This is a genomic window from Photobacterium sp. WH77 (assembly GCF_022014395.1).
Classification (GTDB): domain Bacteria; phylum Pseudomonadota; class Gammaproteobacteria; order Enterobacterales; family Vibrionaceae; genus Photobacterium; species Photobacterium arenosum.
Genome location: NZ_JAKLTE010000002.1, coordinates 190,914 through 204,682, shown reverse-complemented (window position 1 = coordinate 204,682; position 13,769 = coordinate 190,914). Strand labels below are relative to the sequence as shown.

Sequence of the window (13,769 nt, the reverse complement as noted above, 5' to 3'; positions counted from 1 at the left end):
GGAATAATACAGATGGCACGAATTATCGTGGTGACCTCAGGTAAAGGTGGGGTAGGTAAAACGACCTCCAGTGCGGCCATTGCGTCCGGCCTGGCCTTAAAAGGTAAAAAAACGGCCGTCATTGATTTTGATATCGGCCTGCGGAATCTGGACCTGATTATGGGCTGTGAACGCCGCGTTGTTTATGATTTCGTCAATGTTATCAATGGCGAGGCAAAACTTAATCAGGCGCTGATTAAAGACAAGCGTGTAGACAACCTGTTCGTCTTGCCGGCTTCACAAACCCGTGACAAAGATGCCCTAAGTAAAGAAGGTGTCGAAAAAGTCTTGTCTGAATTAGATGCACTGGGTTTCGACTTTATCATCTGTGACTCACCGGCAGGCATAGAGACAGGCGCGCTGATGGCCTTATATTTTGCAGATGAGGCGATAGTCACTACCAACCCTGAAGTGGCCTCTGTGCGCGATTCAGACCGTATCCTTGGTATTCTCGACTCTAAATCCCGTCGAGCCGAAAACAGTGAATCACCGGTTAAGCAACATTTATTGCTGACTCGTTATAATCCTTCGCGTGTGGTTCATGGCGATATGCTCAGCGTCGCGGATGTTGAAGAAATTCTGCACATTCCACTGCTAGGCGTCATACCTGAGAGCCAGTCTGTTCTGAATGCATCTAACAAAGGTGAACCCGTTATCCTGGACGCCGATTCAGATGCAGGTCAGGCATACCAGGACACAGTTGCACGCTTACTGGGTGAAGATCGCCCGTTCCGATTCTTAGAGGAAGAGAAAAAAGGCTTCCTGAAACGCATATTTGGAGGCTAACCACACTATGGCTTTGCTAGAGTTCTTCCGCCCCAAAAAACAGTCGACCGCGAGTGTGGCGAAAGAAAGGCTGCAGATCATTGTTGCTGAACGTCGCTCCGCGAGTATGGGTAATCCGAGTTATCTGCCCCAGCTCAAACAGGATATTCTTGAGGTTATCCGCCGTTACGTTGATGTCTCACCTGAGCATGTCACGGTACACCTCGATCAGAAAGAAGAAGACCTGTCGGTACTGGAACTCAATGTCACCCTGCCCGATGAAAAATAAAAAAATCCCCGGTTCGCCGGGGATTTTTTTCAGGTGTTAACTTGGTTTGTTACCGTACAAGCTTTAAGCCTGAACCAAAGGCAACACCCGATGAGCAAAAAGCGCTCTTCGCCAGCCAGACAACATTTCAGGCAACTGATCTTCAGGGCAGCCCTTCTTCCATGCCCAACTCAGCAACTGATTAATTTGCTTCTTCGAGGCAAGAAACTCCGTCGCCAGCCCTGTTTCTTTGGCCACGGCATTTACTTCATCTTTGATGCGTTTAACCATTTGTTTATAGCCGGGCATTTCCATCAAACGAAACAATGGCTGCGGATAATCCAACTGGCTCATTTTTTCAACGTCTTTCACAATGGAAATCAAACGGTTACCATGTCTTTGAATCTCACGCTCATCAAAACCTTCCTGAGCCATAACCGCTTTTGAGGTGATCTCATAGCGAGCAATTTTCCAAAGATGCAGCTCTTTGAGCACAAAGTTAAGTGCCAGATCGCGCTTTCTCGCTTCCCGAAGACGCCAGGAAGCCAGCTTCTGTAAGATAGCCAATTGTTTAGGGGATAGCTGCCAGGCATTCTTTATGTCTGTGTAAACTTGCTCCGGGTCGGGAACACGGCTGCGCTTTACCAGCATGGTTTCGCATTCCTGACGCAGGGCATCCATCCACCCTTTCGCTTCCACTTTTGCCAAAAGCTGCTGATACAAAGGCAACAGATAAAAAACATCTGCGGCGGCATAATCAAGTTGCTTGTCACTCAGAGGACGAGCAAGCCAATTCGTTCTGGCTTCCCCTTTTTCCAACTCAACGCCCAGATATTCCTGCACTAAGGCACCAAATCCCGTCGACAAGCCGTGGCCGATAAAGGCCGCCATGATCTGAGTATCCAGCATAGGCGCGGGCATGCAGCCAGCAACAGACTGAAACACCTCCAGATCTTCACCACAGGCATGCAGCACTTTCACAACATCAGGATTTTGCATTAACGCCCATAACGGCGACATATCAGTCAGCTTGAGAGGATCAATCAAAGACAGAAGTTCGCCGTCATAAAGCTGGATCAGCCCCAACTGAGCAAACAGGGTCCGTGTACGAACAAATTCGGTATCCAACATTACCGCCTGTTGTTGACTTGCCTGCTGGCAAACCTCAGCCAGTCTGTCATTCGTGGTTATAATCTCAAATTTCAAAACTCACCTTTTTCAACATAACAAGCAGATACCAGCCTGTTTTCTCTGTGTTCTAACGCCATTCTCAGATGAATACTGGCTGCTGGCATAAAACAAAGTGCCGGCTATGTAAGCCGGCACTGAACCTGGAACAAGTTTATCCTAAAATTCAGGATTATGCTTGCGCTGTCTCTTGTTGCGCTACCTTCTCTGACTCTTCACGCAGTGCACGGCGCAGAATTTTACCGACATTGGTTTTCGGTAATTCATCTCTGAACTCCACCACTTTAGGCACTTTATAACCGGTCAAGTATTGACGGCAATGCGACAACAACTCTTCGCGGGTCAAGCTGGAATCGCGTTTCACAACACAAATCTTCACCACCTCGCCCGAAGCTTCATCCGGCTGACCGATTGCCGCCACTTCCAGCACTTTACTGTGCAAAGCGACAACATCTTCAACTTCATTGGGATACACATTGAAGCCAGAGACCAGGATCATATCTTTCTTACGGTCAACGATATGTAAGAAACCGTCTTCGTCAAAACGCACAACATCGCCTGTCGATAACCAGCCATCTTCTGTCAGCACCTCACGCGTTGCTTCAGGGCGCTGCCAGTAGCCTTTCATCACCTGAGGACCATTGACCTGCAGTTCGCCGGTTTGATCCATGGCCAGAACGTTACCCTCTTCATCCACAATACGAATATCTGTCGAAGACACAGGCAGGCCAATCGAACCATTGTACTCAGTCAGGTTATGCGGATAAGCGGCCACCAGCGGCGAACACTCAGTCAGGCCATACCCTTCCAGCAAATAGTTCTTTGTGGTTGCTAACCATTTCTCCGCAACGGCACGCTGTACAGCCATACCACCACCTACAGACAGATGCAGACGGCTGAAGTCCAGTTCAAGAAAATCTTCATTATTGAGCAGCGCATTGAACAGTGTGTTTACACCGGTCAGCGCAGTGAACGGATAGCGCTTCAGCTCTTTGACGAAAGCTGGAATATCCCTGGGATTGGTAATCAGCAGGTTCTGGCCGCCCATTTCAATGAACAGCAGACAGTTCACAGTAAGGGCAAAAACGTGATATAGCGGAAGCGCTGTAACCACCTGCTCACGACCATCATGCAAAATGGGTCCGTAGGCTGCTTTAGCCTGCAGCACATTGGCAATCATATTTCTGTGCGTCAGCACTGCGCCTTTCGCTACGCCGGTAGTCCCTCCGGTGTATTGCAGAAAAGCGATGTCCTCTCCTGAAATGAAAGGCTTCACGTATTGCATTCTGCGCCCGCGCTTCAGCGCATGATTCAGCGAGGTGGCATGCGGCAGGTGGTATTTAGGGACCATCTTTTTAATGTGCTTCACCACAAAATTAACCAGAGTGCCTTTGGGCCGGGAAAGTTGATCCCCAAGACTGGTTAAAATGACATGCTCAACACTGGTTTTTTCGACAATTTTCTCCAGCGTATGAGCGAAGTTCGACACAATCACAATGGCTTTTGCACCAGAGTCATTCAGTTGATGCTCCAGTTCACGAGGTGTGTATAGTGGGTTAACATTAACCACCACACAACCCGCACGGAGAATACCGAACAGCGCGATAGGATACTGAAGCAGGTTTGGCATCATGACAGCCACCCGATCACCCTTTTCGAGCTTCAGGTCATTTTGCAGATAAGCCGCAAATGCACGACTGCGTTCTTCCAGCTTTCTGAAAGTCATCACCTGACCCATATTGATATAGGCCGTTTGATCGGAATATTTCTGGACGGACTGTTCAAACAGTTCAACCAATGACGAGTAAGTATCAGGGTTGATTTCAGCCGGTACATCATCCGGATAGCGGTTAAGCCAAACCTTATCCACCATGCACTCTCCTTATATTTATTAGGGCTTAAAGCGCCAAAAATGGCTGTAGCGGGACATTCAAACACTTGTTCTATACAAGCATTACAGCACAATTAACATTGAATTAACACAACTGATTAGACCAGCTTATTGATTTTTGAACTGAGCAGCAAAATCTGCTCACAAACAAGCTGAGGGCTATCAAGATGACAGTGATGACCACCGGGTACCACTATTTGCCCGGCCTGTTTCAGCCATGACAAGCCAGCATCCGGTTCTTTCAGATAGGAAAAGCCTTTATCACCGATCACTGACAATACCGGACACTCAATTTGCCGCATCAGCGCCTTAACCTGTTCCTTTGTCATCCTGAACAACGAATCGCAACGCAATTTATCGTCATGACGCCAGTACCAGTGTTTGCCGTCGGTATAGGTCGCTCGCTGAACCAGCGGCCTGAGCTGATCGGGTGTCAGTCTGTTTACCCGACAACGAACAGATAATGCGGCCTGAAACGAATCCAGTTTAAATTCTGCAGACTGACGCTGCCTGCGCCGCATCCGGCTTTCAATCCCCTGACGCAGCCTTTCAGGCACCCGTTCAGCGCTTTCATGGAGTGGCGCAAGCCCTTCGATCAGCACCAGTCCAGTGACCGATTCGGGAAAGGCCCCAGCATAGGCTGCCGCAACCAGCGCCCCCAAAGAATGGCCAACCAGCATAAGATTTTGAGATGACAGAGACTGTATGATCTGAGCCAGATCGTCGACATAGTCCATGAAATAATAATAATTATCTGTCTGGCGATGTGCAGACAGACCATGCCCGGGCCAGTCGACAGCAACCAGATTAAACCTCGCGGCCAGTGGCTCAAACAGCACAGCAAAGCTGGCAGCGTTATCGTGCCAGCCGTGCAGAAACAAGAGCGTAGGACGACGCCTTTCGGCATCGCTTATCGGAATGAGCTTGCCTCGCTGTATGCTTTCCCGGCAAGGAGAAAAAGACGTGATTACCGCCAGCTCAGTGTCAGCAAGCGGTAATCGGCTTTCGTACATCATAGTTAGTTTCGCTGTTCAATCAGGCAGGTCGTCGTAACTAAGGAGTAACGCGGTACTGGACATCCAGATTATCTGGCCGTAAACCATAGTGGATATACTGACAGCGGATACCAAGGCAGCGGTAGTAGGCACTCACATCATCAACACGGACCTGCTCTTTGATTTGCCAGATCTGCTGGCCTTTAGCAAACACCACAGGATAGGTGTAATCGAAATCACCAATCTTACCCACTTCGCTGCCACGCAGCTGACCGGCAATGGTCACCAGTTTACCCTGAGCGTATTCGATAGGGTCAGCAAAACCATCAACATAAGCAATAAATCGCCCTTGAGGCGACGCTTTCAATTCAGGCTTGCCTGATTCATCTATAGGCAAGCTGGCTATTTCCAGCCGCGTACGTGACGCTTCATTGACCACTGAGGCAATCACGCCTCCCAGGCGCACCTCTTTATCCTGTACACCCTGAGGGTCTTCAATCACTTGGGTTAAGTCGGTTACTGGTGTTTCGGTCGATGTTTGCAGGCTGTCTGGCAGTTGGCTGCAACCACTCAATACCATTAAGGCAAATGCCAATATAGATTTTTTCACCACAGGATCCTTGTTAAAAAAGAAATTCGCGTCTGATGCTCTGCCGGCATCGAAGCTCAAACGTAGAAATCCACGCCTAACAAATGAGAGTATTCTTCCCTTTTAGCCTGATGCAGCACATCGAGATAAGCCGACAATGCCTGCTTATTTTTCCCCTGCGGACTGTCGTACTGCACTCTGGCCTGAACCTCTTCAATAAAAGCCGGATCCTTGATCGTTTCCGCCACCGCTTTAGCAACCACAGTCGGCTGAGAAACAGGCGCAGCTGTCTGCTCAGCCTTTCGCTGTTTATCGGTTCGCTTCGGCCGTTGCGGCGCCTGCGTTGCTGTCGGTAAACGAGGTATGTTGACCATATTGACCTGTGTGTCTTGTTAGCTGTGAATACGCATTATTCACGGCCGGGCAATTTTTTCCACGTTACTTCATCACGCAGATAGACAGGGCTGGCATGTTCAGCGTCTACGGCTTCACCACGCTGCAGAGCAAATTGAGCCAGCCATGCCATATCCTGGGCTTCAGGGTAAAGCACTGTGCCGGCCTGCTTTTCGACAGCCAAAGCCTGTAATTGTTCCTGATAGGTTTGCCAGCCAGTACCTGCGGTAAACCAGCGGGTATCCGGTACAGAGATCAATCGCTGCTCTACCCGTTCTGGACGCAATACGGCTTCTTCACCGAGCACATGCCAGTCACCATCTTGCTGACGCTGATATTGCCCCCAGTAAATTTCGCCCATCCGCGCATCGATAGCAGCCAGGGTATGGCAAGCCTGATGTAAACGGTAGCTTCCCTGAGACATAGCAGCCAGTGTCGACACACCGACCATAGGCAAATCGGCACCAAATGCCAGCCCCTGAGCGATACCTATGCCAATCCGCACACCGGTGAAACTCCCCGGGCCACGACCGAACGCCAGCGCATCTAACTGGGTTAAACGCAAATCCGCTTCGGCGAGGACTTCATCAACCATAGGCAAAATTTTGGTGGTATGTTCACGCGGCGCAAATTCGCAACGCGCAATCACTTCACTGCCCACTAAAAGCGCAACAGAACAATTTTCAGTCGCGGTATCAACCGCTAAAATCTTACTGCTCATTCAAGCCTCTGAATGCTGGCTGTCGGCTGCTTGCTGCTCGGCGTGCAGTCCAGACAGAAATTGTCCGACACCGTCAACATCCCGCGTACGGGGGATCGGCGGCAGACTTCTTAAAAATACAGCGCCATAAGGGCGCGTGACCAAACGATTATCGCAGATAACCAGCACGCCTTTATCCTGCTGGTCACGGATTAACCGGCCTACCCCCTGCTTGAGGGTGATCACCGCATCCGGTATCTGAACTTGCGCGAAGGGGTCCCCGCCGCGCAGACGACAATCTTCTATCCGCGCCTTCAATAATGGGTCATCCGGCGCGGTAAAGGGAAGTTTGTCGATAATAACACAGCTCAGCGCCTGCCCTCTAACATCAATACCTTCCCAGAACGCACCTGTTGCAATAAGCAGCGCATTTCCCAATTCCAGATATTCTGAAAGCAGTTTTTGCTTACTGGTTTCTCCCTGAACCAGCACAGGCAAATCCAGGCAGGCGCGAAAGCCTTCCGCAAGATCCCGTACCATCTGGTGCGAGGTACAAAGGAAAAAACACCGCCCCTGGTTGGCCTCAATCACAGGTGCCATCAGAGTCACCAGTTTGGCCGCCAGTCCGTGACTGTTGGGTTCTGGTAAAAAACGGGGAACACACAGCAACGCCTGCTGCTGATAATCAAACGGGCTGGTCAGCGACATCTGCTCCGCAGGCTGCAGCCCTAAGCGATGACTGAAATGGCTGAAATCTTCATCAACAGCCAGTGTCGCAGAGGTAAAGATCCAGGCGCCTTTTTGCTTTTCTATCTGCTCATGAAACTTCTCTGCGACCGACAGCGGCGTAATATGCAAAGTAAAATGGCGGGGGGTGCATTCATACCAGTAGGAATAGCCGGTGATCGAGGTATCACACAAGCGTGTCAGTCTGGCTTTAAGCAAGGTGGTTCGTTCAAATGCGGCGTCCAGCAACTCACTGCGGCCAAGTGCCAGTTTGAGCACGTCATGTGCCAGATCCAGTGCATCATTCAGCCTCGTCAGCTCCCGTTGAATAGCCGGGCTGTTCACCGCCTCACGCCAGTTGCCGCGATAGCCGGGTTCGCCCATCACCAATCGCATATCAGCAGCGGCCTGACTCAGCCGGTCTGCGGTTTTTTCCAGCTGACGCATATCTCGTGCTTCAGTGCGATAACCGATAGTAATGTCTTTCGCCAGTTCCTGCAGTTGTCTGCTCGACAGACTTTGGCCGAAATACTGGCTGGCAATATCTGGGATCTGATGGGCTTCATCGAAAATAAACACATCCGCTTCCGGGATCAGCTCGCCAAAGCCTGTTTCTTTAATGGCCAGATCCGCCATGAACAAATGGTGGTTAACCACTACAACATCCGCATCCATGGCTTTTCGCCTGGCTTTCACGACAAAGCAGTCTTCAAAAGACGGGCACTCGCGCCCCAGGCAATTGTCGTTGGTTGAAGTAATAGTCGGAATCACCGGGCTGTCTTCGGCAATGGAATCACATTCGCTGATATCACCGGTTTTGGTAGCTGAAGACCAGCTGCGGATCGTCACCAGCTGGCTCAGCATGCCCTGATCGACAAAGCCACCATGGCTTTCGGTGATCTGACGGCTGAGCCTGTCGAGACAGAGATAATTTGAGCGCCCTTTCAGTAACGCCACTTTCCCTGTATAGCCCAGCGCCTGGGTCATCAAAGGTAAATCCCGGTAGAAAAGCTGTTCCTGCAGGTTTTTCGAGCCTGTGCTGATAATGGTTTTATGGCCCTTGAACAACGCCGGCACCAGATACGCAAAGGTTTTGCCTGTGCCTGTACCCGCTTCTACCACCAGTTGCTGCTGGTGTTTAATTGCCCGCCCGACCGCTTCTGCCATATCAATCTGTGGCTGACGTGCCTGAAAGCCAGGTATCGCCTTTTCCAATGCACCGCCGGGTTGAAAGAATTTTGCAATCATGAAAGCCAATCTATTGGTTATTTATCCAGTATCTTTCGGGATTATGCCAAGATTACCCCGTAACAGCCAGCGGCAGTTGCCAGGAAAAATTATTGAGTCAGATCACAAAATCTTTTGACGTCGAAATCAAAGCCATGTAAAAAATTAATGACACAACTAATACATATATGCACGCAACATAAGGACACCATGGAAAAGAAAACCCTGCTCACCGATTGCCCGGATGCCATGGGATTGATTTCTAAGATCACCAACATCTGCTACAAACACCAGCTCAACATTATCCACAACAAAGAGTTTGTCGATCACCGCCATCGGCAGTTCTTTATGCGTACTGAGCTGGAAGGGGTGTTTAACGATGAAACCTTTCTGTTCGATCTGGATCGCGCCCTGCCTGAAGGCAGCCACCGCCGTCTGGTGAGCTCTGCTCGCAAGAAAGTCGTGATTATGGTGACCAAAGAAGCACACTGCCTGGGCGATATCCTGGTAAAAGCCTATGACGGCACACTGGATATTGACATTGCAGCTGTCGTTGGTAACTACAACAAACTGGCTGGCCTGGTGGAAAAGTTTGATATCCCCTTCCACCATGTCTGCCATGAAGGTTTAAGTCGTGAAGAGCATGAAGCCAAATTACTTGACTGTGTAAACCAGTATTCACCCGATTATGTGGTGCTGGCAAAATACATGCGTATTCTGACGCCTGGTTTTGTCGCTCAGTTTCCGCACCGGATTATCAATATTCATCACAGTTTCCTTCCGGCATTTATTGGCGCGAAACCTTACTTGCAAGCCTATGAACGCGGGGTGAAAATCATTGGTGCCACGGCCCACTTCGTCACCAATGATTTGGATGAAGGCCCTATCATTACCCAGAACGTCATTCCGGTTGATCATAACTACAGTGCAGAAGACATGGCCCGTTCAGGACGTGATGTCGAAAAATCTGTTCTGAGCAAGGCACTCAGCCTGGTAGTAGAAGACAAGGTGTTCGTTTACGGCAATCGCACCGTGGTGCTGTAAACCTGTGGCGGAAAAGTGTTCATCGCTTCTCCGCCCTGGCTTTATGGCTCAGATCAGCCTTCACTCTCAATCACAGCTTTCAGCGAACACGGGTGCAGCTTAATGCATACCCCGTCCTTCTTAAACGCAAAGGTCGGGTTAGCCAGCCGCTCTTTCTCTCCTGCCGGTGAACTTGCTTTCACATCAATACCGGCTTGCTTCAAGTTGTCCCAGTCCAATCCGGGAAAACGCGCATCCAGAACCACTTTTAATTCCTCTGTGGTGGACGCCTGACAAGGCACCACAAATTCAACATGCTCCCACCCCTGAACCGGGTATGCTTTATCGCCCGGGTAAGGCAGCTCCAGTGCTTCAATCTGCCATTGGCCCGCTTGCACAGGCTGATGAAAACCAATCACAACAATAGGACGACCATTGATCACATTGGTTGACCACTCTTCACCGTATGCCAGCCATGCCTGATGCAATGCCGTCGCTAACGCAGTACTATTTACGCGCAGGGCAATGTGGTCTGCCTGACAGGCTGAAAGATCCAACCCCAGTAGTTCAGCAAGCCTCTCAATTTTACCCATAAATTCAGGTAATTGTGCCAGCATCTGCTCCGGTTGCAGATTTGCCTGCTGTAAATCTTGCATGTGATTTCTCCTCACTGATCTCAGGTCACCCATTATCCACAGAATCTTTGCCAGCAAAAGCCTTGAGCAACAAGCCTTCAGCCAGCCATAGCAATGAGAAAAATTTCAGCTCCTATCACCTTTTCACCTTGCCAACTGCCCTGTGTTTATGGGTATTATTACGGCTAACTATTTTTAGTATCCATGCAGCCGCCTTTGCAGCCAGCAAGCTCCCGTCAGCACTACCCGGATGACCTTTTTAAAAACATCAGACAGGGTTGTTTTCACCTTTTCTGGTGTATTGCTGACCACGCTTCTGACCGATTCAGGTGTAAGACGTAACTGCATAGCTTATTGAATACCCAAGACTTTTGCCTGCCTGTCAGGCTACAGACCGATTTAAAGGATAGACGTGTGAACATTCAAGCACTCATTAACGATAAAGTTTCCCTGGCGCTCGAAGCGGCCGGTGCCCCGGCAGGCAGCCCGGCAGCTGTTCGTCAGTCAGCCAAAGCACAGTTCGGTGATTACCAGGCCAACGGTGTGATGGGTGTTGCGAAAAAACTGGGAGCTAACCCGCGCGAGTTTGCACAAAAAGTCATCGATCAACTCGATCTGGGCGATATCGCAGAGAAAGTCGAGATCGCCGGTCCTGGTTTCATTAACATCTTTCTGAATAAAACCTGGCTGGCCGAGCGTGCAGAAGCGGCACTGACTGATGCCCGCCTGGGTGTGGCCACGCAGGAAAAACAAAATATCGTTGTCGACTATTCAGCACCCAATGTTGCCAAAGAAATGCACGTTGGTCACCTGCGCTCCACCATCATTGGTGATGCTGTGGTTCGTACACTGGAGTTTCTGGGACATAACGTCATTCGCGCCAACCACATAGGCGACTGGGGAACTCAGTTCGGCATGTTGATTGCCAACCTGGAACGTGTTCAGCAAGAATCTGGCGAGATTTCTATGGAACTGGCTGATCTGGAAGCTTTTTATCGTGAGTCGAAAAAACTGTACGATGAAGATGAAGCCTTTGCAGAACGCGCCCGTAACTATGTAGTGAAGCTGCAAAGTGGCGATCAGTACTGTGCTGATATGTGGAAGAAACTGGTCGACGTGACCATGGAGCAAAACCAGTATAACTATGATCGTCTGAATGTATCCCTGACCCGTGACAATGTGATGGGCGAGTCCATGTACAACGATATGCTGGCAGGGATTGTCGCCGATCTGAAAGCGAAGGGGCTGGCCGTAGAAGACGATGGCGCTCAGGTTGTTTTCCTGGATGAGTTCAAAAACAAAGATGGTGAGCCTATGGGGGTTATCATCCAGAAACGTGACGGCGGTTTCCTGTACACAACCACGGATATTGCCTGTGCGAAATACCGCTACGAGCATTTCAATGCCAACCGGGTGCTTTACTTTATCGATTCACGCCAGCACCAACACCTGATGCAGGCATGGACGATTGTCCGCAAAGCAGGTTACATCCCTGACGATGTGTCGCTGGAGCACCACGCTTTCGGTATGATGCTGGGTAAAGACGGTCGTCCGTTCAAAACACGCTCTGGCGGTACCGTTCGTCTGGCTGATCTGCTGGATGAAGCAGAATCACGCGCTAAGGTACTGATCGAAGAGAAGAACCCTGAGCTGGATGCGGCTGAGAAAACCAAGATTGCATCGACCGTCGCCATGGCCGCGGTGAAGTATGCTGATCTGTCCAAACACCGTACCACAGATTACGTGTTCGACTGGGAGAACATGCTGGCCTTCGAAGGCAATACAGCACCTTACATGCAATACGCCTACACCCGTGTCATTTCTGTATTTAAACGCGCAGGCCTGAACGAAAGTGAGCTGACACACCCAGTTGTGATCAATGGCGAGAAAGAGCAAGTGCTGCTGTCAAAACTGCTGCAATTTGAAGAAGCCGTGGAAACCGTGGCCCGTGAAGGCCATCCGCATGTTATGTGCAGCTACCTGTTTGAGCTGGCGGGGAATTTCTCCAGCTTCTATGAAGCCTGCCCGATTCTGAATGCCGATGAACCGGTCAAGCACAGCCGTCTGAAACTGGCGCTGCTGACAGCGAAAACCATCAAACAAGGTCTGGATTTACTGGGTATTGACACACTGGAACGTATGTAATCTGGCAGAATATCACATTTATCTAATTAAGCAAAGCTAAACATGCACAGCCTTCTGAGGTATCCTTAGAAGGCTTTTTTTTTGCACAAATTTTTGGATACCGGCCTTTTTCTGTTACATGGAATGTTGCAATGAGCCTCAATGACTCACACGAAACCGACGACGGTATGACTGACGAATTTCTCACGTCAACTCAAACCTTGCGTAAAGCCATTCCACTGATGATCAAGCATAAAGTCCCGACGACACCGGTGAATTACGCACTGTGGTACAGCTATACCACGAATCAGAATCCGATTCTCACTCAGGCCATAGACCAGAGTTTAGCGCAATACGGGCATTGTCCTCCCAGCCTGAGTGATTCGCTTTACCGAACCCATCTGGCTCATCACCCTGCCAGTGAGCAAGGGCAGGTAAGCCATAGCCTGCAAGCCATCATGGATGAACTTTGCCACACCATGAACGGATCTCAAAAAGAAACGCAGGCATTCCATCAAGCGTTATCCCGGACCTGCCAGCGGCTGAGCCAGAAAGCCGATCAGGGTGTCAACGTGCACGAAGCCAATGATTTGGTACAAGAATTACTGGATGAATCCAGACACATGCATCAATCCAGTACGCTTATGAACCAGCAACTGAAAAACGCTAATAAAGAAATTGAGAATCTGAGAAAAGCTCTGAAAGACAGCCTCAAATGTGCCAACGAAGATCCCTTGACCGGACTACTCAACCGACGCGCCTTTCAGCAAGACCTCAGCAGTTGTATCCAGCACGGCACACCTTTCAGTCTGGTCTTGCTGGATATTGATAACTTTAAAACCTTCAATGATGAATTTGGCCATTTAATGGGCGATAAAGTACTCTGCTCTGTTGCCCGCCACCTTCAATTCTGGTGCGAGCAAGGTATGCAGGCCTATCGCTACGGTGGCGAAGAGTTCGTTATTATCTTACCTGGCACTAACCTGCAACAAAGCAGAGACAAAGCAGAAAAATTACGTAAAACCCTCTCCGGCATTGCCGTGCAGGACAAACAATCGGGAAATACCGTCAGCTCTATTACTGCATCGTTTGGCATTGCAGAACAAACAGGAAAAGAAAACGGTCTGGCAGTGCTGGCCAGAGCCGACAAGTATCTGCTGCAGGCAAAAAATCTTGGCCGGAACCGGGTACTGCCTGTCTTATAAC

At 49.8% G+C, this 13,769-nt stretch carries 13 protein-coding genes; 5 read left to right on the top strand and 8 right to left on the bottom strand.

Annotated elements, in window-relative coordinates; all coding sequences use genetic code 11:
• The first annotated feature begins 12 nt into the window (after positions 1-12).
• A complete protein-coding gene (gene minD, locus L6J37_RS03360) occupies positions 13-825 on the top strand; it encodes a septum site-determining protein MinD (protein WP_046222509.1) in 813 nt (270 codons plus the stop codon).
• A 7-nt stretch (positions 826-832) separates the two neighbouring features.
• Positions 833-1,093, top strand: a complete 261-nt coding sequence (minE, locus tag L6J37_RS03355; RefSeq protein WP_027253478.1) for a cell division topological specificity factor MinE — start codon at positions 833-835, stop codon at positions 1,091-1,093.
• A gap of 63 nt (positions 1,094-1,156) precedes the next feature.
• Here the strand turns inward: minE and rnd are convergent, their stop codons facing one another.
• The 7 genes from rnd to L6J37_RS03320 form a co-directional block, all read right to left on the bottom strand.
• Positions 1,157-2,278, bottom strand: coding sequence for a ribonuclease D (gene rnd / locus L6J37_RS03350; protein ID WP_237794127.1), 1,122 nt, complete (start codon positions 2,276-2,278; stop codon positions 1,157-1,159).
• Between the two features lie 154 nt (positions 2,279-2,432).
• A complete protein-coding gene (fadD, locus tag L6J37_RS03345; RefSeq protein WP_330872741.1) occupies positions 2,433-4,130 on the bottom strand; it encodes a long-chain-fatty-acid--CoA ligase FadD in 1,698 nt (565 codons plus the stop codon).
• A 119-nt stretch (positions 4,131-4,249) separates the two neighbouring features.
• Positions 4,250-5,167: an alpha/beta fold hydrolase gene (locus L6J37_RS03340; protein ID WP_237794125.1), complete on the bottom strand. Its 918-nt coding sequence runs from the start codon at positions 5,165-5,167 to the stop codon at positions 4,250-4,252.
• A gap of 37 nt (positions 5,168-5,204) precedes the next feature.
• Complete coding sequence (locus L6J37_RS03335; RefSeq protein ID WP_237794124.1) at positions 5,205-5,756, bottom strand: Slp family lipoprotein; 552 nt, start codon at positions 5,754-5,756, stop codon at positions 5,205-5,207.
• A gap of 56 nt (positions 5,757-5,812) precedes the next feature.
• Entirely contained in the window at positions 5,813-6,109 is a 297-nt protein-coding gene (locus tag L6J37_RS03330) for a chromosome partitioning protein ParA (protein WP_192015224.1), read from the bottom strand.
• Positions 6,110-6,144: 35 nt separating this feature from the next.
• Entirely contained in the window at positions 6,145-6,849 is a 705-nt protein-coding gene (gene tsaB / locus L6J37_RS03325) for a tRNA (adenosine(37)-N6)-threonylcarbamoyltransferase complex dimerization subunit type 1 TsaB (protein ID WP_237794123.1), read from the bottom strand.
• On the bottom strand, positions 6,850-8,802 hold the full coding sequence (locus tag L6J37_RS03320) for an ATP-dependent DNA helicase (RefSeq protein WP_192015222.1): 1,953 nt from the start codon (positions 8,800-8,802) through the stop codon (positions 6,850-6,852).
• A 189-nt stretch (positions 8,803-8,991) separates the two neighbouring features.
• Between L6J37_RS03320 and purU the strand changes: the two genes are divergently transcribed.
• On the top strand, positions 8,992-9,825 hold the full coding sequence (purU, locus tag L6J37_RS03315) for a formyltetrahydrofolate deformylase (RefSeq protein ID WP_237794121.1): 834 nt from the start codon (positions 8,992-8,994) through the stop codon (positions 9,823-9,825).
• Positions 9,826-9,878: 53 nt separating this feature from the next.
• Here purU and L6J37_RS03310 read toward each other — a convergent pair whose 3' ends face one another.
• Positions 9,879-10,460: a VOC family protein gene (locus tag L6J37_RS03310; protein ID WP_218382996.1), complete on the bottom strand. Its 582-nt coding sequence runs from the start codon at positions 10,458-10,460 to the stop codon at positions 9,879-9,881.
• A 393-nt stretch (positions 10,461-10,853) separates the two neighbouring features.
• Between L6J37_RS03310 and argS the strand changes: the two genes are divergently transcribed.
• Together argS and L6J37_RS03300 are read left to right on the top strand one after the other, a co-directional pair.
• Positions 10,854-12,584 carry an arginine--tRNA ligase gene (gene argS / locus L6J37_RS03305; protein ID WP_192015219.1) on the top strand — a complete coding sequence of 577 codons (1,731 nt, stop codon included), beginning with the start codon at positions 10,854-10,856 and terminating at the stop codon, positions 12,582-12,584.
• 131 nt (positions 12,585-12,715) lie between these two features.
• The gene (locus L6J37_RS03300; RefSeq protein WP_237794119.1) at positions 12,716-13,768 is read left to right on the top strand and encodes a GGDEF domain-containing protein; all 1,053 of its coding nucleotides are present in this window, start codon (positions 12,716-12,718) and stop codon (positions 13,766-13,768) included.
• Position 13,769 lies beyond the last annotated feature (1 nt).